Raw genomic sequence first — 22,806 nt, 5'->3', positions numbered from 1 at the left:
CGAATTGCGGACAAAAAAAAGCCCCTGCTTAAGGGGCTTTTTCTACGATCGGGTTGATGACGGAAAAAACAGGGGCGCCGCCTGCGTTCAGGCGTGATGTCGCGTGAATGTGTGCGCTGCGCTGTTGCATGCTTCCTCCGGCAAATTGGGGCGCATTATACCCGTCCGGCGTTTTGCATCAAGGGAAAACGTTTGCGGAGCGGCTGGCTGAGCGGCTACGCCTGGCTCAGCGTCGCCACCATGACCGCTTTAATGGTATGCATGCGGTTTTCCGCCTGGTCGAATACGATACTGTGCTCCGACTCAAACACCTCGTCGCTCACCTCCATGCCGCCGTGCAGGCCATACTGTTCAGCCATCTGACGGCCCAGCGTGGTCTGATCGTCATGAAACGCTGGCAGACAGTGCAGGAACTTCACCTGCGGGTTGCCGGTCAGCTGCAGCATCGCCTGATTGACCTGATAGTCGCGCAGCAGCGCGATGCGCTCTTCCCATACCGCTTTCGCCTCGCCCATCGACACCCAGACGTCGGTATAGATAAAGTCCGCGCCCTTGACGCCTGCGGCGATATCTTCGGTCAGGGTGATGCTGCCGCCGGTTTGCTGCGCCGCCTGGCGGCAGGTTTCGACCAGATCCGCTTCCGGCCAGCAGCCCTTCGGCGCGACCAGGCGCAGATCCAGGCCGGTTACCGCCGCCGCTTCCAGCATGCTGTTGCCCATGTTGTTGCGGGCGTCGCCGACGTAGACCAGCGTCATCTCGCTCAGCGCCTTGCCCGGCAGATGCTCCTGCATGGTGAGCAGATCCGCCAGCAGCTGGGTAGGGTGAAACTCGGTAGTAAGGCCGTTCCACACCGGCACGCCGGCGAATTCCGCCAGCGTCTCCACCAGCGCCTGGCCGTAGCCGCGGTACTGGATGCCGTCATACATGCGGCCCAGCACGCGGGCGGTATCCCTCATCGACTCTTTGTGGCCGATTTGGCTGCCGCTCGGGCCGAGATAAGTGACATTAGCGCCCTGATCGTATGCGGCAACTTCGAAAGAGCATCGGGTGCGGGTCGAGTCTTTTTCGAAGATGAGCGCGATGTTTTTGCCCTTCAGGCGCTGGGTTTCGCTACCGTTTTTTTTAGCGCGTTTTAATTCAGCGGCGAGGTCGAGCAGGGAGGTGATATCGGCCGGGCTAAAATCGAGCAGCCGAAGGAAGTGGCGTTGAAAAAGGTGACTCATAACGGGCTCCAGTGCATCCATTCTGATTGAATGAAAATTCAATCTAAACGTATGAATATTCATTTTCAACCCCGGCGTAAAGAAACTTTCGGTTTTGAGTAGTGGCGCGCCGGGCAGTGTGGGAAAATACTTGTTTATTGCCGAACACTGAGGGGAATTCGCCATGGCATATGAAGCATTGCTGGAAGAGCAGCGTGAAGAGACACGCCTGATCATTGATGAGCTGCTGGAAGATGGCAGCGATCCGGATGCGCTCTATACCATTGAACATCATCTCTCCTGCAACAACTTCGACTCGCTGGAAAAAGCGGCCGTCGACGCGTTTAAGCTGGGTTATGAAGTGACCGAGCCGGAAGAGCTGGAGCTGGAGGACGGCACCACGGTGATGTGCGTCGATATCCTCAGCGAGTCGGCGCTGAAGCCTGAGCTGATCGACGCGCAGGTTGAGCAGCTGGTCAACCTGGTGGGCAAATACAACGTCGACTACGATGGCTGGGGCACCTACTTCGAAGATCCCGACGCCGAAGACGAAGATGACGATGAAGATGGCGACATTATCGACGGCGACGAAGATACCGGCGTCCGCCACTGATTTCCCCTGGCGGAGCCGCGCGCTCCGCCTTTCCGTTTCCTGCCTTTTGAACAGATATGAACTACGCACCGCTGCTTGAGCCTATCTATCAGTTTCTACTCTGCCGCACGCCGCAAGCCTGGATCGACGAGGCGCGCAAACCGGAAAACCTGACGCTGCTGCTGACCGACCATCTGGTTTGCGAACTGAAAGCGGCGCAGACCGCCACCTGGCTGATCCGCAAGTATGTCGCCGACAAGCCGAGCGGCGAGGCGATCCTCGCCTGGCTGAAGCCCTACGAAGATTTTATTTTCCGCGAGCACCCCGACAGCCAGTTTATCCAGGCGCATAAAAGCCTCTCTAAAAGCATCATTGTGCGTAACGAGCTGCCCTGGGCGGACGATCTGGTGGAGAAGATGGTGCTGCTGATTAAAGAGGAGCTGCACCACTTTTATCAGGTATGGGAGATTATGCAGGCGCGCGGTTTACCCTATAAAAAGATCACCTCCAGCCGCTACGCCAAAGGGCTGCTGCGGGAGATCACCACGCACGAGCCTGATACGCTGGTGGACAAACTGATCTGCGGCGCCTATATCGAGGCGCGCTCCTGCGAACGCTTCGCCAGCCTGGCGCCCTGGCTGGATGCGGAGCTGGAGAAGTTCTATATCTCGCTGCTGCGTTCGGAAGCGCGCCACTATCAGGACTATTTAGCCCTGGCGGCGCAGATATCGCCGAAAGATATCGCGCCGCGCGTGCGGGCGATTGGCGAAGCGGAGGCGAAGCTGATTAGCGAGCCGGACGCGGAGCTGCGTTTTCACAGCGGCGTGCCGTCCTTCTGACCGGGAAGACGCGCTTACAGCGTCTTCAACATTCTGTATTCGCAGTCGCCATGGCCGGTACAGCCGAGCGCCTCGTCGATGCGTTCAAAGCCCAGCGACTCATAGAGTTTAATGGCGCGCGTCAGGCTGCCGGTGGTTTCCAGATAGCAGCGACGGAAGCCGCGCTGGCGCGCATGCTCCATTGCGCGCAGCGCCAGCTCGCGCGCCACGCCGAAGCCGCGCACCTCCGGCAGGAAATACATTTTCTGCAGCTCGCAGATATCGGGCGCGCTGCAGGCGAGCGGGGCGATGCCGCCGCCGCCCGCTACTTTCCCCTGATGCTCCACAATCCAGTAGGCGCTGTGCTCAGCGCTGTAGAGTTCATACAGGCTGTCGAGCTGCGGATCGGCCACGGTATAGCCTTTATCGGCGGTCAGGCCGAACTCTGCCGAGACGGTGCGGATAACCTGGGCGATATGGGGATTGTCGGCGGCGCTGATAGGGCGCAGCTTAAGTGCCAGCCGCAGTGCTGAAGTCGTCATAATCTTTTCCGATCAAATAATAAAGCCGGGCAAGCCCGGCTTCGTTTTTTACGCTGTCAGACTCAAACGCTTACAATGCCGCAATCACCGCCTGCTGTTCAATCAGTTTCGCTTTCGACTGCTCCAGCTCGGCGACGCGCTCGCGCTCTTTCGCCACCACCGCTTCCGGCGCGCGCGAGACGAAGCCTTCGTTCGCCAGCTTAACCTGAATCTTCTCAATCTCGACGTCGAGCTTGCCCAGCTCTTTCGCCAGACGATCCAGCTCTGCCGCCTTGTCCACCAGGCCCGCCATCGGGATCAGCAGCTCGGCGCCTTCGACGATTTTCGTCACCGAAACCGGACCTTTCTCGCCCGCTGGCAGAATGGTCAGGCTTTCCAGACGCGCCAGGCGCGACAGGAAGGTGCGGTTCGCTTCCACACGGCGCAGCGCCGCAGGAGAACAGTCGCGCAGCAGCACGTCGAGCGGTTTGCTCAGGGCGATATTCATTTCGGCGCGGATATTACGCACCGCGACAATCGCCTGCTTCATCCACTCGATATCGGCCATCGCTTCCGCATCCTCTTTCGCCGCGTCGTACTGCGGGAAAGGCTGCAGCATAATGGTGTCGTCGCTGATGTTCTTCAGCACCTTCACGCGCTGCCAGATGGTCTCGGTGATAAACGGAATGATCGGATGGGCGAGGCGCAGCAGCGCTTCCAGCACCGTCACCAGCGTGTTGCGCGTGCCGCGCAGCTCCGCTTCGCTGCCGTTGTTCATCACCGGCTTGGTCAGCTCCAGGTACCAGTCGCAGAACTGGTTCCAGGTGAAGTCATAGAGAATATTCGCGGCGATATCGAAACGATAGCTGTCCAGCGCCTCGCGGTACGCTTTCACCGTGTTGTTGAACTCGGCGAGGATCCAGCGATCCGCCAGCGACAGCGTCATTTCGCCGCCGTTCTGACCGCAATCCTGATCTTCGGTGTTCATCAGCACGAAGCGGCTGGCGTTCCACAGCTTGTTGCAGAAGTTGCGGTAGCCTTCGAGACGCTTCATATCCCAGTTGATGTCGCGGCCGGTCGAGGCGAGCGCCGCCAGGGTAAAGCGCAGCGCGTCGGTGCCCGACGGCTCGATGCCGTCCGGGAACTGCTTCTCGGTGCGCTTGCGGATCTTCTCCGCCAGCTGCGGCTGCATCATGTTGCCGGTACGTTTTTCCAGCAGATCTTCCAGCGAGATGCCGTCGACCATATCCAGCGGATCGATAACGTTGCCTTTAGATTTCGACATCTTCTGGCCTTCTTCATCGCGGATCAGACCGGTCATATAGACGGTCTTGAACGGCACCTGCGGCTTGCCGTTCTCATCTTTGAGGAAGTGCATGGTCAGCATGATCATGCGGGCGATCCAGAAGAAGATAATGTCGAAGCCGCTCACCAGCACGCTGGTCGGGTGGAACTGACGCAGCGCTTCGGTGTTCTCCGGCCAGCCGAGGGTTGAGAAGGTCCACAGGCCAGAGGAGAACCAGGTGTCGAGTACGTCGTCATCCTGACGCAGCGCCACGTCCGCGCCCAGGTTGTTCTCGCTGCGCACTTCCTCTTCGCTGCGGCCGACATAGACATTGCCGTCGTTGTCGTACCAGGCCGGAATGCGGTGGCCCCACCAGAGCTGGCGCGAAATACACCAGTCCTGAATGTCGCGCATCCAGGAGAAGTACATGTTTTCATACTGCTTCGGCACGAACTGGATATCGCCGTTCTCGACCGCCTCGACCGCGACTTTCGCCAGCGGTGCGGTACGCACGTACCACTGGTCGGTCAGCATCGGCTCGATAACCACGCCGCCGCGATCGCCGTAAGGCACGGTCAGGTCGTGCGGTTTGATCTCGTCCAGCAGGCCCAGTTCGTCTACGGCGGCGACAATCGCCTTACGCGCGGCGAAGCGCTCCATCTTCTGGAATGCCGCCGGGATCTCGTCCGAGCAGGCGTCGCTGACTTCGCCGTTGGTGTCGTACACCTGGGCGCGCTCGCGGATATCGCCGTCGAAGGTCAGGATATTGATCATCGGCAGCTTGTGGCGACGACCGACTTCATAGTCGTTGAAGTCGTGCGCCGGCGTGATTTTCACGCAGCCGGTGCCTTTTTCCATATCCGCGTGCTCGTCGCCCACGATGGGAATGCGACGGTTCACCAGCGGCAGGATCACCTCTTTGCCGATCAGATCTTTGTAGCGCGGGTCTTCCGGGTTGACCGCCACGCCGGTATCGCCCAGCAGGGTTTCCGGACGCGTGGTGGCGACCACCAGATAATCTTTGCCTTCGGCGGTTTTCACGCCGTCCGCCAGCGGATAGCGGATGTGCCACATCGAGCCTTTGCTCTCGCGGTTTTCCACTTCCAGATCGGAAATCGCGGTGCGCAGTTTCGGATCCCAGTTCACCAGGCGTTTGCCGCGGTAGATCAGATTCTCTTTATGCAGGCGAACAAACACCTCTTTCACCGCATTGGAGAGGCCGTCGTCCATGGTGAAGCGCTCGCGCTCCCAGTCCACGGAGTTGCCGAGGCGGCGCATCTGGCGGGTAATGGTGCCGCCTGATTCCGCCTTCCACTGCCAGATTTTGTCGATAAAGGCGTCACGGCCGTAGTCCTGGCGTGTTTTGCCCTCTTCGGCGGCGATCTTGCGCTCTACCACCATCTGGGTGGCGATGCCCGCATGGTCGGTGCCGACCTGCCACAGCGTGTTTTTCCCCTGCATGCGCTGGTAGCGGATCATGGTGTCCATGATGGTCTGCTGGAAAGCGTGACCCATGTGCAGGCTGCCGGTGACGTTCGGCGGCGGGATCATTATGCAGAAGCTTTCCTGGCTGGTATCGCCGTTAGGCTTGAAATAGCCTTGCTCTTCCCAGTGCTCGTAAAGCGGCTGCTCGATGTCTTGCGGGTTATATGTTTTTTCCATTTCTGCTATGTCATTTGCGGCTGTGGCGGCGTGGCCGTATTCAATTGGAAACCAACGCTGCGGTACGCTTTATAGCGGTCGCGCGCCAGCTGTTTCTGAGACTCTTCGTAGGGTACGAAGTCTATCACTTCATGGAAAGCAGTAGCAAAATCTGCAAACTGCGGCAGCAGGCTGATCAGCAGATCGCGCGGCGAGCTGCCGCGACGCTGCGGCCAGGCGAGTTCGACCGGCGCGCCGTAGCGCGGACCTTCGCCCGCCAGATTATGCGGCACGAAGGCGTTGGCCGGGCGCTGCCACAGCGCCTCGTCGAGGCGTATGGCCTGCTGTTCGTCTTCACAGGCGATCAAAATGCGTTTGCCCGCCCGCCAGCGCGTTTCCGCCAGATCGCACACCAGCGCCTCGATGGCGCTCAGCTCTTCGCTGGGCGAGTCCGTTTCCATTACGTAGAAGGTTGCGTTTTTCATGGAAATGCCTTGTGGGTGAGAGGTGTCGATGTTACCAGCTAAGGCGCGCGGTAGCACTTCCCGATGAGATGGATATGGCGTCTGCGGTGGAATAAATCAATGCGCGCCGCCTCTGAGAGCGGCGCGCAGCGGGGTTTAGTCGTCGCCGTTGAGGCCGGCGCGGTTCAGCAGGAACTGCGACAGCATCGGCACAGGACGACCGGTGGCGCCTTTGGCCTTGCCGGAGCGCCAGGCGGTGCCGGCGATATCCAGGTGCGCCCAGTTATATTTACGCGCAAAGCGCGCCAGGAAGCAGGCGGCGGTGATCGCGCCGCCGGGACGGCCGCCGATATTCGCCATATCGGCGAAGTTCGACTCCAGCTGCTCCTGATATTCGTCCGCCATCGGCAGGCGCCAGGCGCGGTCGCCGGACTGCTCTGACGCGCCGATCAGCTCGTGCGCCAGCGGATTGTGGTTCGACAGCAGGCCGCTGACGTGATGGCCCAGCGCGATAACGCAGGCGCCGGTCAGGGTCGCCACGTCGATCACCACTTCCGGATCGAAGCGTTCGACGTAGGTCAGCGCGTCGCACAGCACCAGACGGCCTTCCGCATCGGTATTCAGCACTTCCACCGTCTGACCGGACATGGTGGTCAGCACGTCGCCCGGACGCATGGCGCGGCCGTCCGGCATGTTTTCGCAGCCCGCCAGCACGCCGACCACGTTAAGCGGCAGGTTCAGCTCCGCCACCATGCGCATCACGCCGTAGACCGACGCCGCGCCGCACATGTCGTACTTCATCTCATCCATCGATTCCGCTGGCTTGATGGAGATGCCGCCGGAGTCGAAGGTCAGCCCTTTGCCCACCAGCACGATAGGGCGCGCTTCCGCGTCCGGGTTGCCCTTGTACTCGATAACCGACATCAGCGACTCGTTCTGCGAGCCGGCGCCGACCGCGAGATAGGCGTTCATGCCCAGCTCTTTCATCTGCTGTTCGCCGATAACGCGGGTGGTGACGTTTTTGCTATAGGCGTCCGCCAGCTGGCGCGCCTGCGAGGCGAGGTAGGCGGCATTGCAGATGTTGGGCGGCATATTACCGAGATCTTTCGCCGCCTTCACGCCGGCGGCGACCGCCAGACCGTGCTGGATGGCGCGCTCGCCGCTGGTGAGTTCGCGGCGCGTCGGCACGTTGAACACCAGCTTGCGCAGCGGACGGCGCGGCTCGGTTTTGTTGCTTTTCAGCTGGTCGAAGTTATAAAGCGCTTCTTTGGAGGTTTCGACCGCCTGACGCACTTTCCAGTAGGTATTGCGGCTTTTTACATGCAGCTCGGTGAGAAAGCAGACCGCTTCCATCGAGCCGGTGTCGTTCAGCGTATTGATGGTCTTCTGGATCACCTGCTTATACTGGCGCTCGTCCAGCTCGCGCTCTTTGCCGCAGCCAATCAGCAGAATGCGCTCGGAAAGAATATTGGGTACATGATGCAGCAGCAGGGTCTGGCCTACTTTGCCTTCCAGCTCGCCGCGGCGCAGCAGGGCGCTGATGTAGCCATCGCTGATTTTGTCTAACTGCTCGGCGATCGGCGACAGACGACGCGGCTCGAAAACACCGACAACAATGCAGGCGCTGCGCTGTTTTTCCGGGCTTCCGCTTTTTACACTGAACTCCATGCACTCTCCTGAATCTTAAAGACAACGGCCGCGGCTGTCGCTAGAATGGTCCGCTTGATACCACAGAGGTAAAAAATTTTGTTGGTAATCAGCGTTCGAACTACGTTTAGTGTGGCAATGCGTTAATTTTCACCACCCTGACGTGTTTGTCATACCATTTTAGCTGCGACGCAGGCCATTGATGAAGAAAAATGGCTAATAAGCGTTGAAACTAGCGATTTTCCTGCAAAAAGACAAGTTATCACAGGCGTACTAAGCGTGATCATCATTAGATATCTGGTTCGGGAAACGCTCAAAAGCCAGCTGGCTATCCTTTTCATCCTGCTGCTTATCTTCTTTTGTCAGAAGTTAGTGCGGATTTTAGGGGCTGCGGTGGACGGCGAAATCCCAACAAATCTCGTTCTGACTCTGTTAGGGCTTGGCGTGCCTGAAATGGCACAACTTATTCTGCCGTTAAGCCTGTTTCTGGCGATCCTGATGACGCTGGGCAAGCTTTACACCGACAGCGAAATCACCGTGATGCACGCCTGCGGATTAGGCAAAAGCGTGCTGGTGAAGGCGGCGATGGTGCTGATGCTGCTCACCTCCGTCGTGGCGGCGGTCAACGTTATCTGGCTCGGCCCCTGGTCCTCGCGCTATCAGGACGAGGTGACGCAAAACGCCAAAGCCAACCCTGGCGCGGCGGCGCTGGCGGCCGGGCAGTTCCAGAGCTCCAGCGACGGCAATTCGGTGCTGTTTATCGAAAACGTCAAGGGCAACCAGTTCGGCAACGTCTTCCTTGCGCAGCTGCGCGCTAAAGGCAACGCGCGACCGTCTGTCGTGCTGGCGGACAGCGGCCATATGGAGCAGCGCAAAGACGGCTCGCAGGTGGTGACGCTGGATAAAGGCACCCGCTTCGAAGGCACGGCGATGCTGCGCGACTTCCGTATCACCGACTTCACCAACTATCAGGCGCGCGTGGGCTATAAAGAGGCGACGCTCGATCCCAACGACGCCGAGCAGTCCGACCTCACCACGCTGCTCAGCAACAGCACGCCGGCGTTCCGCTCCGAGCTGCACTGGCGCTTTACGCTGATCTTCTCGGTGCTGGTGATGGCGCTGATGGTGGTGCCGCTCAGCGTGGTCAACCCGCGTCAGGGCCGCGTGCTGTCGATGCTGCCCGCGATGCTGCTCTATCTGATCTTCTTCCTGCTGCAGAGCTCGCTGAAGTCGAATGCGGCGAAAGGGCGGCTCGATCCGGCGATCTGGATGTGGGTGGTGAATATCAGCTATCTGCTGCTGGCGGTAGCGCTTAACCTGTGGGATACGGTGCCGATGCGCCGCGTGCGCGCCCGCTTCAGCCGCGGAGGTTCCGTCTGATGTTTCGCGTTCTCGACCGTTATATCGGTAAAACCATTTTCAATACCATCATGCTGACGCTGTTCATGCTGGTGTCGCTTTCCGGCATCATCAAGTTCGTCGATCAGCTGCGTAAGACCGGGCAGGGCGCCTATACCGCGCTCGCCGCCGGTTACTACACGCTGCTCAGCGTGCCGAAGGATATTGAGATCTTCTTCCCGATGGCGGCGCTGCTCGGCGCGCTGCTCGGCCTGGGCACGCTGGCGCAGCGCAGCGAGCTGGTGGTGATGCAGGCAGCGGGCTTTACCCGCATGCAGGTGGCGCTGTCGGTGATGAAAACCGCTATCCCGCTGGTGCTGCTCACCATGGCGATCGGCGAGTTTCTCGCCCCGGCGGGCGAGCAGATGGCGCGCAACTACCGCGCGACTCAGCTCTACGGCGGCGCGCTGGTGTCGACGCAGAACGGCCTGTGGGCGAAGGACGGCAATAACTTTATCTATATCGAACGCGTGCGCGGCGATAACCAGCTCGACGGCGTCAGCATCTATAACTTCAGCGACGACCGTCGTCTGAAGAGCGTGCGCTACGCCGCCAGCGCCACCTGGGACCAGGCGAACAAGCGCTGGAATCTGGCGCAGGTGGATGAGTCGGATCTCAACGACGCGAAGCAGATTAGCGGCTCGCAGAGCCTGAGCGGCGAATGGAAAACCAATCTGACGCCGGACAAGCTCGGCGTGGTGGCGCTCGATCCCGACGCGCTGTCGATTCGCGGCCTCTATAACTACAGCAAGTACCTGACGCAGAGCGGCCAGGAGTCGGGACGCTACCGGCTCAATATGTGGAGCAAGATTTTCCAGCCGCTGTCGGTGGCGGTAATGATGCTGATGGCGCTGTCGTTTATCTTCGGGCCGCTGCGCAGCGTGTCGATGGGCGTGCGCGTGGTGACGGGCATCAGCTTCGGCTTCCTGTTCTACGTGCTGGACCAGATCTTCGGGCCGCTGAGCCTGGTGTACGGTCTACCGCCGATAATGGGGGCGATCCTGCCCAGCGCCGCCTTCTTCGCCATTAGCCTGTTCCTGCTGGTTAAGCGGCGTTAAGCCCGGGCAACAATCCAGAAGCAAAAAATGAGGCCGCAAATTGCGGCCTCTCTCTTATAACTCACTGAAAACCGGTAGCCTTTACCGGTATCGCTAATGACTCGCTTTTTCAGCTATGCCAGGCTCTGCGCAGGTTTTTTCAGAGTCAGGAAAGATGAAGAAGAAGAGTACGCCGCCCCCGCACGACGCCGTCTTCCGCCAGCTTCTCAGCCAGCCGGATGTGGCGCGCGACTTTATGGAAATCCACCTGCCGCCGCAACTCCTTGCGCTCTGCGACCTCAGCACGCTCAGGCTGGCCTCCGGCTCTTTCGTAGAGGATGATCTGCGCCCTTACTTCAGCGACGTGCTCTACAGCATGAAAACCCGCAGCGGCGACGACGGCTATGTGCAGGTGCTGATTGAGCACCAGTCGACACCAGATAAACAGATGGCGTTTCGGCTGTTGCGCTACGCGGTGGCGGCGATGAAGCGCCACCTCGACGCCGGACATAAGAGGCTGCCGCTGGTGATACCGGTGCTGTTTTACGCCGGTCAGCGCAGTCCTTATCCATATTCAACCTGCTGGCTGGACGGGTTCGGCGACCCGGCGCTGGCCGCCGTGCTTTACGGCAAGGCTTTTCCGCTGGTCGACGTCACCGTTATTCCTGACGATGAAATCGTGCAGCATCGTCGTATGGCGGCGCTGACGCTGCTGCAAAAACATATTCGCCAGCGCGATTTAGCAGAGATAATGGACCTGTTGGTAGCAGCCTGGCAGGCGGACAAATCTTCATCACAAACACTCTCGCTGGTAAACTATATTATTCAGGCAGGCGAAACCACGGATGCCAGCGCCTTTGTTCGTGAACTGGCGCAACGAATGCCGCAACATGAGGTCCCACTGATGACGATTGCAGAACAACTCAGACAGGAAGGTGAGCTTAAGGGCAAACTGGAAGTCGCGCGCAGCCTGCTGAAAATGCAGCTGCCGCGCGACACCATCTTGCAGGCTACCGGGCTGACGGAAGAAGAATTAGACCGCCTCGACGACCAGTAACCGTCCTAAGCTGTACTCCACACCGATCAACACAATAAAAGAACCCGCCTTAAAAAGCGGGTTCTGTCTGTCGCGTTGCGGGGTTTTAACGCGCCAGCAGCGGCAACAGCGTGGGGAGCTGTGACAGCAGGTAGAGGATCAGCCCGATGGTGCCGCCCACCAGGGTGCCGTTGATGCGGATAAACTGCAGATCCTTGCCGATATTCAGCTCAATCTGCTGCGACATATCGCGCGCGTCCCAGCTCTTCACCGTATCGCTGATATGACGCGTCAGGAAGGCGGCGAACTCCGGCGCGACGCTACGCGCGGCCTCCTCCAGATGCCGATTCATTGAGGCGCGCAGCGCGTCGTCGCGCGCCAGGTTCTCGCCCAGCCACAGCGCCGCCTGGCGCACCTTCTCCTGCACGCGCGAATCGTCGCTGTTGAGATCGGTTTTCAGCCAGGCGCGCAGGTCGTTCCACAGCTCGCCGATATAGCGGTTCAGCGACGCATCCTCTTTAATCCAGCGCTTTATCTCCTCCGCGCGCGCCGCCATCTCGGGATCGTGCTTCAGCTTTTCAATCAGTCGATCCACCGCGCGGTTAAAGCCGAGGCGCAGCTCGTGACCCTGATCGGCCGCCACGTCGTCGAGCACCGAATCCACGGCGTTGGCGACCAGCTCGGCGCTGTGCTCGCCCAGCCAGTCGGTCGGCAGCATTTTGGCCTTAATGGGATGCTCGCGCTTCAGCCAGCGCACAATCTGCATGGCGATAAAATCGCGCGTGGCGGGTTTATGCATCAGGCGCAGCAGCTGATCGATCGCCGCGTCGAGCAGCTCCTGATGGCGGTTGTTTTTAGTCAGGCTCTCCAGCAGCACCGCGCTGGTCTGCGACAGATCGACCTTGTCGATGGCGCGATGCACCGCGCGGCGCATAAAGGCCTGAATGCGCGCATCGTCGGTAAAATCGAGGAAGCCGCGCATCACCTGCAAAAGATGATGCCCGACGCGGTCGGCGTTGCCCGGCGCGTTCAGCCACTGCGCCAGCATCTGCGCCGGATCGTGTCGGCGGATCAGCGCCAGCAGCGAGTCGGTATCAAGAAATTTCTCCTGCACGAAGCGGCCAAGGTTGTCGCCGATGCGATCTTTATTGCGCGGGATAATCGCCGTATGGCGCGAGATAAAGGGCACCGGCACGCGGCGAAACAGCGCCACCACGGCGAACCAGTCCGCCAGCGCGCCGACCATCGCCGCTTCAGCGATCGCCTTGACGCCGCTGACCCAGAAGTTGGGCGGCAGAAAAAGAGTGGTGATAAAGATGGCGGCGGCCAGCAGCAGCAGGCCGAGCGCCAGACGTTTTGTCCGTTTAAGTTCGCGTAATTTATCCATGCTCACAGCTTAGCAGAGGCCAAACCGCTGCGGAAACTGCCTTAGCGGCGGCGTCCGCCCAGCAGGCTGCCGAGCACGCCGCGAATAATCTGGTTGGCGATCTGCCGCGTAGCGCTCTTCGCCACGCTCTGCACGATGCCGTCATGCTTGCCGCCGCGCGGGCCGGTATGGCCGAACAGCACCTCTTTCAGCCCGCCGAGAATGCCGTCGTCAACCTCGACCTGGTTGCCCTTCGCCTGCGGCGCGTCGGCCTGCTCGCTGGCGCCTTTCACGCCCTGATGCAGCTTCTCATAGGCGGACTCGCGGTCGATCTCCTCATCATATTTGCCCGCCAGCGGCGAGTGGTTGATCAGGCCATTGCGCTCGTCGAGGGTAACCGGCCCCATACGCGAGCCGGGCGCGATCACCATTGCGCGCTCCACCACCGACGGGCTGCCTTTTTCATCCAGGAAAGAGATCAGCGCTTCGCCGGTGCCCAGCGCCTGAATCGCCTCGACGGTATTGAACGCCGGGTTGGCGCGCAGGGTGTCGGCGGCGCTCTTCACCGCCTTCTGGTCTTTCGGCGTAAAGGCGCGCAGCGCGTGCTGCACGCGGTTGCCGAGCTGGCCGAGCACGCTCTCGGGCACGTCGGCGGGGTTCTGGGTGACGAACCAGACGCCGACGCCTTTCGAGCGGATCAGGCGCATCACCTGTTCGACCTTCTCCAGCAGCACCGGCGGCGCGTCGTTGAACAGCAGGTGCGCCTCGTCGAAGAAGAACACCATCTTCGGCTTCTCCAGATCGCCCGCCTCCGGCAGATGCTCGTAAAGCTCCGACAGCAGCCACAGCAGGCTGGTGGCGTAGAGCTTTGGCTGCTGGTAGAGCTTGTCCGCCGCCAGAATATTGATAAAGCCTTTGCCGTCGCCGTCGACGCGCATCCAGTCGCGGATATCGAGCATCGGCTCACCGAAGAAGTGCTCCGCGCCCTGCTGCTCCAGCGCCAGCAGCCCACGCTGGATGGCGCCCACCGACGCGCTGTTGATATTGCCGTACTGCGTCTGGAAGCTTTTGGCGTTGTCGCCGATGTACTGCGTCATCGCGCGCAGATCTTTAAAGTCGAGCAGCAGCAGTCCCTGATCGTCGGCGACGCGGAAGATAATTTGCAGCACGCCGCTCTGGATCTCGTTGAGATTCAGCAGGCGCGCCAGCAGCAGCGGGCCGAGGTCGGAGACGGTGGCGCGCACCGGATGGCCCTGTTCGCCGAAGATATCCCACAGCATCACCGGATTGCGCTGCGGCTGCCAGTCGGTGACGCCTATCTTCGCCAGCCGCGCCAGCAGTTTCTCGCTCTGCTGGCCTTCCGCCGCGATGCCGGTCAGATCGCCTTTCACGTCCGCCATAAATACCGGCACGCCGACAGAGGAGAAAGATTCAGCCAGCTTTTGCAGCGTTACGGTTTTGCCGGTACCGGTCGCGCCGGTGATCAGCCCGTGGCGATTCGCCATCGCGGGCAGAAGGTGGAGTTGCACATCGGGCGTCTGGGCAATAAGCAGCGGGGCGGTCATAGGTTCACTCTCTGACAAAGGACATTGTCTGAAGGATAGCAAGCGCGGCGGGGGAAGGTGAGAGGATTGCGCTGAAACGGCTGTGCGATATAAGCGCCGTTGAGGCTGGCGCACGGGACGATGCCCGCGCGCCATGAGGATTATTTTTGCACCTCGTCCAGCAGCAGCATGCTGACGCCGATGCCCTGCTTAACGTTGCTGAGATTCTTGCGCACCGCTACCTGCTGCGCGCCCTGCAGAATAGTGACGAAGGGCGAACTCTGCTGCACCTCGGTCTGCAAATGGGTGTAGAGCGCGCGGCGCTGCGCGGCATCGCTTTCGCCCGCCGCCTTGCGCGTTTCGGCGCTCAGCGCAGGAATATCCCAGCCGACGCGCCACGCCAGCGTTTTCGAGCCGCCCGGCACGTTATAGGCGAAGGCGCTGGCGTTGGTGTTCGGGTCGATATAGTCCGCGCCCCAGTAAATGAAGATGGACTGGAAATCGCGGCCGCGCATTTTGCTCCACAGCTCCGACTCCGCCACCGGCTGAATATCCAGGTTAACGTCCGCCTTGGCGAAGCTCGCCTGCAGCGCCTGCGCCACGTCGATATAGGGCGGCTGGTTTACCACCGTCAGGGCGATATGGGTGCCCGGCGCGATGCCGCCATCCTTCAGGATCGCCTTTGCCTTGCTGACGTCGTAGTGGAACGGGGTGGTGTTGAGCGCGCCGTCAAAGCCGTCCGGCAAAAAGCTCTGATGGATGCGGTACTGACCCTTCAGCAGCTGGTTGGCGATACTGTCGTAGTCCACCAGCCAGCGCGCTGCTTGCCACAGCGCCGGGTTGCCGAGCGCCGGCTGCTGCGCGTTTTTGGTGTTAAAGCCGAGGTAATAGACCAGGCTCGACGGGAAGGCGTCGATACGCACGTTGGCATCGCTCTTCAGCGCCGCGATCTGATCGGGGCCGAGCTGATAGGCGACATCCACATCGCCCTGCTGCACCAGCAGGCGACGGGTGCCGGGATCGGCGACGCCCTTCAGCAGCACGCGCTTCAGGTGCGGCTGCGGGGCGGCGTGCGGGTTGGCCTCCAGCACCAGCGCCTGCAGCGGCACAAACTGTTTGATGGAAAACGCGCCGCTGCCTGCGGAATGGGTCTTCAGCCAGCCGTTGCCGGTATCGTTGTTGCTGGCGTGCTGCAGCGCGCTTTTGCTGTCAACTACCGAACTGACCGGCGCGGTGAGCAGGCGCAGCGCCAGATCCTGACCGATTTGCGCCGGCCAGCGGATCTCCAGCTGGTGGTCATTAAGCGCCGTGAACTGGCTGTCGATATTGTCAGGCGTCCAGCCGAACTCGCCGAGAATAAACGAGGGCGCTTTGTTGAGCTTCACCGCGCGCGTCAGCGAGAAGATGACATCCTGCGCGGTCACCGGATTGCCGCTGACGAAGCGCGCATCGGGATTGAGGTTGAAGATCAGGCTGTGGGGCGTTTCGCCCTGCTGCCAGCTGCGCGCCAGCAGCGGCGAGAGCTTCTGCGGATCGTCTTTATTCGGCTCGACCAGCGTCTGGTACACATTACGCAGGCTGCTGTTGCTGACCGTTTCAAAGCTTTCTGCCGGATCGAAACTGATAATGCCGTCGAGCGGCACGGCGATAACCAGCGTATCTTTCGGCGTCCCGGCGTGCGCCATCGGCGCTAAGGCCAGCGCGCTTAACATCACAAGTAAAATGCGTCGCATAGAAGTTTATCCTGAGTCGTTGATAAACCGACTATATCCGCGGCGCGTCAGAGTCAAAATGCCGCTTTGTTATGAGCTTTGCATAAAAAGATCGTCTCTTTTTTCGCGCTTTTCGCCGTTTTAGTGCGACGGGGATGACGGTAATTCATTTATTTCGCGTCCGTCCCAAAATAGCCGTTTGATAAAAGAGCGATCACATTTTCCGCAATATGTCATTGCTGCTGTAAATAAGTGAATATATTGTTGCCGATGAGAATAGTTCTCTTGTATGGAAGTATGATTTTTTTTGATTGATTATTTTCGGCAACAGTCACCCACCGCAAATAAAAATGGTCCTGCGCACAAATTTCCTGGTTAATAAATAATCAATTGTGCAATTTTAAACAAAATTCCCGCTTTCACAGCCTGTTACCCGTCTGTAACCATCCAATAACACAATTATAAATTTTCACTAAAACACATTTTTACTTTTATTGTTACATTTAGACATATCTATATCCCTAATATTGCCGCGGAAATGACCGATAAGATTTGTGTTTAACAAATATATTACTTTTACAGCAAGTGAGAGTCGTGCCGCTATGCTTCTTGACAAACCCACCACCAGACGAAAGTTTTTGCTCGGGTCTCTACTGGCATTGCCGCTAGGTGACCTTGTTTTAAAAGGGCTGACCGCAGCGCAGGCGGCAGAAATGGCCGCGCCGGATCTGGCCGACTATAAACCGGGCTTTTTTAGCGCGGACGAGTGGCAGTTTATTCTGGCCGCGACCGATCGCCTGATCCCGGCAGGCGGCAAAGGCAAAGCGCCAGGCGCGCTGGAAACCAACGTGCCGATCTTTATCGACCAGCAGCTGCAGAGCAGCGAGTTCGGCGACGAGATCTATATGCAGGGCCCGTTCAACGTCCACGCCGATCCCACCTTCGGCTACCAGATTCCGTTCACGCCGCAGCAGATGTACCACACCGCGATCAAGCTGGTGACGCAGTGGGTGCAAACCACCTACAGCAAGCCGTTCCAGCAGCTCACGCTGGAAGAGAAAGATGACGTGTTGACCAAACTCAACAAGAACGGCATCGACTTCGCCGCGCTGGGCGAAGGTAACCTGAAAGCGTCGCAGTTCTTCAGCCAGCTGCTCTCTGATACCAAACACGGCTATCTCGCGGATCCGATGTACGGCGGCAACAAAGGCATGAAAGCCTGGATCGCCATCGGCTTCCCCGGCGCGCGCGCCAGCTTCACCGAGTGGGTGAAGCAGCACAACGTGCCTTATCCGCTGGGACCGGTCAGCCTTTTGGGTGAACGCGCTTAACGGCGTTGAATCAGGTATTTGAGACAGGATTATCATGGCACAGATTACTAAAAAAGAAGTCGACGTCGTCGTTTGCGGCCTCGGCTGGGCCGGCTCGCTGATGAGCATCGAACTGGCGCTGGCGGGCCTTGAAGTGCGCGCCTTAGAGCGCGGCGGCGAGCGCGACTACCCCGATTTCGCCTACCCGAAACCGGCTGACGAATACGCCTACAACGTGCGCAACAAAGTGTTCGCCACGCCGAAAGAAGTGGCGGTCACCGTGCGTTACGACACCACCCAGACCGCGCTGCCGACCCGTAAATGGGGCGCGTTCGCGCCAGGCACCGGCGTGGGCGGCGCAGGCATGCACTGGACGGCGGTACTGATCCGTCCGACGCCGACCGACATCAAGCTGAAAACCTACGTGGACGAGGCCTACAAGCCGGGCATCCTGCAGGAAGATATGCGCGTGATGGACTTCCCGTTCAGCTGGGAAGAGATCGAGCCTTACTACTACAAGTTCGAGCTGATCTGCGGCCAGTCGGGCACCACCGGCAACCTGCGCGGTCAGATTCTGGAAGGCGGCGACCCGTTTGAAGGCCCGCGCTCCGAGCCTTACCCGCTGCCGGCGCTGGAAGACACGCTGAACAACGTGATGTTTAAAGAAGCGGCGACGAAGCTGGGCTACCATCCGTTCCCCAACCCGTCGGCGTGCGTTTCCCGCGCGTGGAAAAACCCGTACGGCAACCAGATCGCACCCTGCAACTACTGCGGCTACTGCTCGAAGTATCCGTGCCTGAACTACTCCAAAGCCTCGCCGCAGACTGCGGTGATGGATGCGCTGAAGCGCATGCCGAACTTCTCCTACGAAGTGCACGCGGAAGTGGTGAAGGTGGTGCTGCATGACGACAAGAAGACCGCCAAAGGCGTGATCTACTACGACGTCGACGGCAACGAAGTGTTCCAGCCGGCAAAGATTGTGGTGCTCTCCAGCTTCCAGCTCTACAACGTGCGTCTGATGCTGCTCTCCGGCATCGGCAAGCCGTACAACCCGATCACCGAAGAGGGCGTGGTAGGACGTAACTACGCCTTCCTGTCGAACGGCGGCGCGACCCTGTTCTTCAAGGATAAAAACTTCAACCCGTACGCCACCGCAGGCGCCACCGGCCAGATGTTCAACGACATCTCGCCAGGCAACTTCGACGGTCCGGGCCTCGGCTTCCTTGGCGGCGCGAAGATCCACAGCTCGCAGGCCACCGGCACGCCGATCGCCACCTCGCTGCCGAAAGGCACGCCGAGCTGGGGCATGGGCTACAAAGAGGGTCTGGAAGAGTGGTACGGCCACTCCATGAAGATCAGCATCACCACGACCTGCCAGTCGTACCGCGACGTCTATCTGGATCTCGATCCGAACTACACCGACCACCGCGGCCAGCCGCTGCTGCGCATGACCTTTAACTGGAAACAGAACGAGCTGAAGCTGCAGCAGTACCTGAAGGGCATCGTCGGCAATATCAGCAAAGAGCTGAACCCGGACAGCATGAGCATGAGCTTCCTGCCGATGGACGCCAACTTCGACCTGACCAAGTACGTCTCCACCCACAACGTGGGCGGCGCGGTGATGGGCGACAACCCGAAAACCTCTGCGCTGAACAAGTATCTGCAGAGCTGGGACGTGCATAACGTGTTTGTACCGGGCGGCAACGCTTTCCCGCAGAACTTCCAGGCGAACCCGACCGATACCATCGGCGCGATTACCCTGATGGCGGCGCAGGCGATCAAGGAACAGTATCTGAAGAACCCCGGTCCACTGGTACAGGCATAAGCATATGAAACTGAAATCATTGTTACTCGCCAACGCCGTGCTGCTGGGATGCATGGCGAGTCAGGCGCATGCGGAAGATGAGGCCCAGCTGATCAAGAAGGGCGAATACCTGTCGCGTCTCGGCGACTGTATGGCCTGTCACTCTGTCGCGGGCAAGCCGGACTATTCCGGCGGGCTGGCGATTGAGTCGAACCTCGGCACCATCTATTCGACCAACATTACGCCGGACAAAGCGCACGGCATCGGCAACTACAGCGAGCAGCAGTTCTCCGACGCGGTGCGCAAAGGCGTGCTGCCGGACGGCTCGCGCCTCTATCCGGCGATGCCGTACCCGGACTACGCCAAAATCAGCGATGAAGATATGCACGCGCTGTATGTCTATTTTATGAAGGGCGTGCAGCCGAGCGCCGAGCAGCCGCCGGAGACCAGCCTGAGCTTTCCGTTCAGCCAGCGCTGGGGCATGCGTTTCTGGAACTGGGCCTTTACCAGCGACAAGCCGTTCCAGCCGATCGGCGGCGCCTCTGAAGAGATCAACCGCGGCGCCTATATCGTTGAGAGCCTCGGCCACTGCGGCAGCTGCCACACGCCGCGCGGCCTCGGCATGAACGAGAAGGCGCTGGACAGCGGCGATGAGAAGTTCCTGGCGGGCGGCAGCCTGAATAACTGGGACGTGCCGTCGCTGCGCGGTCTGCCGCGCTGGAGCGAGCAGGAGATCGTCGATTACCTGCAGACCGGCCGCAACGATAAAGCGGCGGTGGGCGGCGAGATGAAGTCGGTGATTGAGCACAGCAGCTCGCACATGACCGACGCCGATCTCAAAGCGGTCGCGGCCTATCTGAAGTTCCTTGGCGGCAATCCGCCGCTGCAGGCCTATAACGTGCAGGCGCAGCAGCAGACCGAAGCGAAGCTGACGGCGGCGAAGAACCTGAGCGAAGGCGAGCGTCTCTATCTCGACAACTGCGGCGCCTGCCACTTTGTCACCGGTAAAGGCGCGCCGGGGATCTTCCCGGAGCTGGATCAGGCGACGATCGTTAACGCTAAAGATCCGACCGGGCTGATCCACACCATCCTGGAAGGCGCGCAGCAGCCGTCTACCGAGAAGGCACCGTCGACGCTGGCGATGCCGGGCTTCGGCAAGCGTCTGAGCGACGACGAAGTGGCGCAGCTCGCGACCTTTATCCGTCAGGGCTGGAGCAATAACGCGCCGGCGGTGAGCAAGGATCAGGTTGCGGATGTGCGGAAGTCGCTGAAGCACGACTAAAGGGCACTGCGCCTTCTTTCAGACGGCTGAGAAGTCTGCAAGCGGGTGAGAAGGACCGAAGAGCAAAGCGTCCCGCGACAAGGATGTCGCGGGCCGAGCTGGCAGGGATGCCGCTTTTTGCGTCTTTGCGATCGGGCCTTCTCACCCGCGTCAGCACCTTACCTGAAAATATTAAAGGCGCCTCGGCGCCCTTTTTTAATGGAAGTTATGTCCCACTTCCAGCACGCCGTTAATCACAAACTGCACGCCCATACAGACCAGCAAAAAGCCCATCAGGCGCGAAATCGCCTCGATGCCGCCTTTCCCCACCAGCTTCATAATGCTGCCGGAACTGCGCAGCGCCACCCACAGGATCACCGCCACCAGCAGAAAGGTCAGCGGCGGCGCTGCGGCAATCACCCACGCGGGAAAATCGACGCCGCTTTTCACCGTGGAGGCGGAGCTGATAATCATCGCGATGGTGCCGGGACCGGCAGTGCTCGGCATCGCCAGCGGTACAAAGGCGATATTGACCGGCTCCTGACGCGTATCGCTGTTCTCCAGCTCATCCTGCTTGTGCTGCGCCTCCACCGAGTGGCCGACCGGCTGCGCGGGAAACAGCATGCGAAAGCCGATAAAGGCGACGATCAGCCCGCCGGCGATGCGCAGGCCGGGAATCGAGATGCCGAAGGTATTGAGCACCGCGTTGCCCGCGTACCAGGCCACCATCATAATGGCGAACACATAGATGGAGGCCTGAAGCGCCTGGCGGTTGCGCTCGCTGAAGTTCATCTCGCCCGCCAGCCCCAGGAACAGCGCCACGGTGGTGAGCGGGTTAGCGAGCGGCAGCAGCACGATCAGCCCTAATCCCACCGCTTCTAATAACGCCTGCATATGCGTCCTCTTCTGTCGCGGGATTAGTGTTTAGGCCGTTCCATCGCTTCCAGCAGCTCCGGGAAAAAATCTTCCAGCAGCTCAGGCGTCATCAGTTCTGGATAGCGCATCAGGTGCTCGCGGATACGTTCACTCAGCTCCGGGATCAGGCTCTGCGCGGCGGCAAGCGCGGTGATCTTCTTCTGCTTCACCAGGCGCAGCACGTCATCCGGCAGGCTGTCTTCGTCGTCTTCCTCTTCCACCTCTTCCAGCGCGTCGAGATCGTCGAACATATCGAGCAGCGCCTCAATCTGCGGCGTGCGCGACACATACTCTTCCGGCTTCTCCTCTTCCAGATAGCGCAGCAGCGCGCGCACCGGCGTGCCGTCCGGCGTGGCGGGCGGCGAGGAGGTAAACCACTCCAGCATCAGATGGGTGCTGACGCGATGAACGTGATAGCCGTTATCCACCAGCTCGTCGGCGAGGATATCGGCAGTGTCATGCTCAAGCAGGCAGATATGGGTGCGATTCGGCGTGAACTGTTCCAGCCACTGGTAGATCTCTTCAATAACCGCATCGTCGTACTGAAAGTTTTTGCTCAGATAGCTGCCGTCCGGCTGGTGTACGGTCGCGAAAATGAGATCGGGATCGAAGTAAATCGCAATGTTGATGCCTTTCATGCGTGCTGTCCTTTGTAGTGCAAAAGCTCACTATAGCCTCAGGGCGCGCAGAAAAACATGGGGCGACCAGCAGCCTGCGCTGCTGGCGTTAAAAATTAATGTAATTCAGCGCGGTCTAGCCCGTAGGCGCTGTCGAGCGCGCCCGGCGCCATCTGCGACAGGATCTGCAAGCGGTTCCAGCTGTTGATCACCGCGATTTTAAAGGCTAGCTCGCTGAGCTCCACCTCGGAGAAGTGCTCGCGCAGCTCGCCGTAAAGCGCCTCGCTGACCCCCTGTTCGCCGATGCGCGTCAGGGCTTCAGTCAGCGCCAGCGCTGCCTTCTCACGAGCGCTAAACAGCGGCGACTCGCGCCAGATGGCGACGTGATGCAGACGCAGCTCTCGCTCGCCGTGCAGCTTCGCCTCTTTCACGTGCATATCGAGGCAGAACGCGCAGTGATTGAGCTGCGAGGCGCGGATATCCACCAGATGCTTCAGCGTAGCGTCCAGCGTCGATTTACGTAGCGCCATAGAGAGGTCGCCAAGGGATTTAGCCAGCGCCGGGACGGTTTTAAAGTGGTTAACGCGTGACGTCATGATCTTTTCCTCTTTCAGAACAGTAAAGGGATAGCGGTTA

Annotated in this window: 19 protein-coding genes; 8 read left to right on the top strand and 11 right to left on the bottom strand. The window is 59.9% G+C overall.

All coding sequences use genetic code 11. The annotated features are described in order from the left end of the window. Nucleotides 1–215: 215 nt before the first annotated feature. Nucleotides 216–1,223, bottom strand: a complete 1,008-nt coding sequence (gene argF / locus AC6I7Z_RS16520) for an ornithine carbamoyltransferase (protein WP_497814997.1) — start codon at nt 1,221–1,223, stop codon at nt 216–218. 163 nt (nt 1,224–1,386) lie between these two features. Between argF and rraB the strand changes: the two genes are divergently transcribed. Next, nucleotides 1,387–1,815, top strand: a complete 429-nt coding sequence (gene rraB / locus AC6I7Z_RS16515) for a ribonuclease E inhibitor RraB (RefSeq protein WP_048781961.1) — start codon at nt 1,387–1,389, stop codon at nt 1,813–1,815. 56 nt (nt 1,816–1,871) lie between these two features. Next, on the top strand, nt 1,872–2,633 hold the full coding sequence (gene miaE, locus AC6I7Z_RS16510) for a tRNA isopentenyl-2-thiomethyl-A-37 hydroxylase MiaE (RefSeq protein ID WP_497814996.1): 762 nt from the start codon (nt 1,872–1,874) through the stop codon (nt 2,631–2,633). A 14-nt stretch (nt 2,634–2,647) separates the two neighbouring features. Here miaE and AC6I7Z_RS16505 read toward each other — a convergent pair whose 3' ends face one another. From AC6I7Z_RS16505 to pepA, 4 genes are all read right to left on the bottom strand, one after another. Continuing rightward, nucleotides 2,648–3,154, bottom strand: a complete 507-nt coding sequence (locus tag AC6I7Z_RS16505) for a GNAT family N-acetyltransferase (RefSeq protein ID WP_497814995.1) — start codon at nt 3,152–3,154, stop codon at nt 2,648–2,650. 70 nt (nt 3,155–3,224) lie between these two features. Then, nucleotides 3,225–6,080, bottom strand: a complete 2,856-nt coding sequence (locus AC6I7Z_RS16500) for a valine--tRNA ligase (protein ID WP_497814994.1) — start codon at nt 6,078–6,080, stop codon at nt 3,225–3,227. Nucleotides 6,081–6,085: 5 nt separating this feature from the next. Next, the gene (locus AC6I7Z_RS16495; protein ID WP_497814993.1) at nt 6,086–6,544 is read right to left on the bottom strand and encodes a DNA polymerase III subunit chi; all 459 of its coding nucleotides are present in this window, start codon (nt 6,542–6,544) and stop codon (nt 6,086–6,088) included. A 135-nt stretch (nt 6,545–6,679) separates the two neighbouring features. Next, nucleotides 6,680–8,191 carry a leucyl aminopeptidase gene (pepA, locus tag AC6I7Z_RS16490; RefSeq protein WP_033749345.1) on the bottom strand — a complete coding sequence of 504 codons (1,512 nt, stop codon included), beginning with the start codon at nt 8,189–8,191 and terminating at the stop codon, nt 6,680–6,682. Nucleotides 8,192–8,449: 258 nt separating this feature from the next. Here pepA and lptF point away from each other — a divergent pair, with 258 nt between their 5' ends. From lptF to AC6I7Z_RS16475, 3 genes are all read left to right on the top strand, one after another. Beyond that, nucleotides 8,450–9,550, top strand: a complete 1,101-nt coding sequence (gene lptF, locus AC6I7Z_RS16485; protein WP_497814992.1) for an LPS export ABC transporter permease LptF — start codon at nt 8,450–8,452, stop codon at nt 9,548–9,550. Then, nucleotides 9,550–10,626: an LPS export ABC transporter permease LptG gene (gene lptG, locus AC6I7Z_RS16480; RefSeq protein WP_497814991.1), complete on the top strand. Its 1,077-nt coding sequence runs from the start codon at nt 9,550–9,552 to the stop codon at nt 10,624–10,626. Before lptF ends, lptG begins: the two co-directional genes overlap by 1 nt. 154 nt (nt 10,627–10,780) lie before the next feature. Then, the gene (locus AC6I7Z_RS16475) at nt 10,781–11,662 is read left to right on the top strand and encodes an Rpn family recombination-promoting nuclease/putative transposase (protein WP_497814990.1); all 882 of its coding nucleotides are present in this window, start codon (nt 10,781–10,783) and stop codon (nt 11,660–11,662) included. Nucleotides 11,663–11,747: 85 nt separating this feature from the next. Here the strand turns inward: AC6I7Z_RS16475 and AC6I7Z_RS16470 are convergent, their stop codons facing one another. The 3 genes from AC6I7Z_RS16470 to AC6I7Z_RS16460 form a co-directional block, all read right to left on the bottom strand. After that, complete coding sequence (locus AC6I7Z_RS16470; RefSeq protein WP_497814989.1) at nt 11,748–13,028, bottom strand: DUF445 domain-containing protein; 1,281 nt, start codon at nt 13,026–13,028, stop codon at nt 11,748–11,750. Nucleotides 13,029–13,069: 41 nt separating this feature from the next. Further along, nucleotides 13,070–14,572 carry a helicase HerA-like C-terminal domain-containing protein gene (locus AC6I7Z_RS16465; protein ID WP_497814988.1) on the bottom strand — a complete coding sequence of 501 codons (1,503 nt, stop codon included), beginning with the start codon at nt 14,570–14,572 and terminating at the stop codon, nt 13,070–13,072. Between the two features lie 140 nt (nt 14,573–14,712). Continuing rightward, a complete protein-coding gene (locus AC6I7Z_RS16460; RefSeq protein ID WP_497814987.1) occupies nt 14,713–16,284 on the bottom strand; it encodes an ABC transporter substrate-binding protein in 1,572 nt (523 codons plus the stop codon). Between the two features lie 581 nt (nt 16,285–16,865). On the opposite strand from AC6I7Z_RS16460, the gene AC6I7Z_RS16455 reads away from it, so the two are divergent. Genes AC6I7Z_RS16455 through AC6I7Z_RS16445 form a run of 3 tightly spaced genes read left to right on the top strand, consistent with a single transcriptional unit; the run spans nt 16,866 to nt 20,659 of the window. Next, nucleotides 16,866–17,594, top strand: a complete 729-nt coding sequence (locus AC6I7Z_RS16455) for a gluconate 2-dehydrogenase subunit 3 family protein (protein WP_497814986.1) — start codon at nt 16,866–16,868, stop codon at nt 17,592–17,594. A 34-nt stretch (nt 17,595–17,628) separates the two neighbouring features. Further along, nucleotides 17,629–19,398 carry a GMC family oxidoreductase gene (locus AC6I7Z_RS16450; protein ID WP_497814985.1) on the top strand — a complete coding sequence of 590 codons (1,770 nt, stop codon included), beginning with the start codon at nt 17,629–17,631 and terminating at the stop codon, nt 19,396–19,398. A gap of 4 nt (nt 19,399–19,402) precedes the next feature. Next, nucleotides 19,403–20,659 (top strand): c-type cytochrome, encoded by a 1,257-nt coding sequence (locus tag AC6I7Z_RS16445; protein WP_497814984.1) that lies wholly within the window; start codon nt 19,403–19,405, stop codon nt 20,657–20,659. A gap of 195 nt (nt 20,660–20,854) precedes the next feature. Here the strand turns inward: AC6I7Z_RS16445 and AC6I7Z_RS16440 are convergent, their stop codons facing one another. The 3 genes from AC6I7Z_RS16440 to AC6I7Z_RS16430 all read right to left on the bottom strand — a co-directional run bounded on the left by AC6I7Z_RS16440 (nt 20,855) and on the right by AC6I7Z_RS16430 (nt 22,766). After that, nucleotides 20,855–21,532 (bottom strand): MarC family NAAT transporter, encoded by a 678-nt coding sequence (locus tag AC6I7Z_RS16440; protein ID WP_033749354.1) that lies wholly within the window; start codon nt 21,530–21,532, stop codon nt 20,855–20,857. 23 nt (nt 21,533–21,555) lie between these two features. After that, on the bottom strand, nt 21,556–22,191 hold the full coding sequence (locus AC6I7Z_RS16435) for a hypothetical protein (RefSeq protein WP_286870780.1): 636 nt from the start codon (nt 22,189–22,191) through the stop codon (nt 21,556–21,558). 95 nt (nt 22,192–22,286) lie between these two features. After that, entirely contained in the window at nt 22,287–22,766 is a 480-nt protein-coding gene (locus tag AC6I7Z_RS16430; protein WP_497814983.1) for a carboxymuconolactone decarboxylase family protein, read from the bottom strand. Nucleotides 22,767–22,806: the final 40 nt, after the last annotated feature.

It is taken from the genome of Pantoea sp. X-Soil-MYKO-1289 (genome assembly GCF_059730625.1).
Note: the sequence above shows the minus strand (reverse complement) of the source record. Positions and strands in the feature narration are given on the sequence as shown.

Bases quoted from the DNA above. Each gene is read 5' to 3' on its own strand.
- argF (WP_497814997.1), bottom strand. From the start codon at position 1,223: ATGAGTCACCTTTTTCAACGCCACTTCCTTCGGCTGCTCGATTTTAGC.
- rraB (WP_048781961.1), top strand. From the start codon at position 1,387: ATGGCATATGAAGCATTGCTGGAAGAGCAGCGTGAAGAGACACGCCTG.
- miaE (WP_497814996.1), top strand. From the start codon at position 1,872: ATGAACTACGCACCGCTGCTTGAGCCTATCTATCAGTTTCTACTCTGC.
- AC6I7Z_RS16505 (WP_497814995.1), bottom strand. From the start codon at position 3,154: ATGACGACTTCAGCACTGCGGCTGGCACTTAAGCTGCGCCCTATCAGC.
- AC6I7Z_RS16500 (WP_497814994.1), bottom strand. From the start codon at position 6,080: ATGGAAAAAACATATAACCCGCAAGACATCGAGCAGCCGCTTTACGAG.
- AC6I7Z_RS16495 (WP_497814993.1), bottom strand. From the start codon at position 6,544: ATGAAAAACGCAACCTTCTACGTAATGGAAACGGACTCGCCCAGCGAA.
- pepA (WP_033749345.1), bottom strand. From the start codon at position 8,191: ATGGAGTTCAGTGTAAAAAGCGGAAGCCCGGAAAAACAGCGCAGCGCC.
- lptG (WP_497814991.1), top strand. From the start codon at position 9,550: ATGTTTCGCGTTCTCGACCGTTATATCGGTAAAACCATTTTCAATACC.
- AC6I7Z_RS16475 (WP_497814990.1), top strand. From the start codon at position 10,781: ATGAAGAAGAAGAGTACGCCGCCCCCGCACGACGCCGTCTTCCGCCAG.
- AC6I7Z_RS16470 (WP_497814989.1), bottom strand. From the start codon at position 13,028: ATGGATAAATTACGCGAACTTAAACGGACAAAACGTCTGGCGCTCGGC.
- AC6I7Z_RS16465 (WP_497814988.1), bottom strand. From the start codon at position 14,572: ATGACCGCCCCGCTGCTTATTGCCCAGACGCCCGATGTGCAACTCCAC.
- AC6I7Z_RS16460 (WP_497814987.1), bottom strand. From the start codon at position 16,284: ATGCGACGCATTTTACTTGTGATGTTAAGCGCGCTGGCCTTAGCGCCG.
- AC6I7Z_RS16455 (WP_497814986.1), top strand. From the start codon at position 16,866: ATGCTTCTTGACAAACCCACCACCAGACGAAAGTTTTTGCTCGGGTCT.
- AC6I7Z_RS16450 (WP_497814985.1), top strand. From the start codon at position 17,629: ATGGCACAGATTACTAAAAAAGAAGTCGACGTCGTCGTTTGCGGCCTC.
- AC6I7Z_RS16445 (WP_497814984.1), top strand. From the start codon at position 19,403: ATGAAACTGAAATCATTGTTACTCGCCAACGCCGTGCTGCTGGGATGC.
- AC6I7Z_RS16440 (WP_033749354.1), bottom strand. From the start codon at position 21,532: ATGCAGGCGTTATTAGAAGCGGTGGGATTAGGGCTGATCGTGCTGCTG.
- AC6I7Z_RS16435 (WP_286870780.1), bottom strand. From the start codon at position 22,191: ATGAAAGGCATCAACATTGCGATTTACTTCGATCCCGATCTCATTTTC.
- AC6I7Z_RS16430 (WP_497814983.1), bottom strand. From the start codon at position 22,766: ATGACGTCACGCGTTAACCACTTTAAAACCGTCCCGGCGCTGGCTAAA.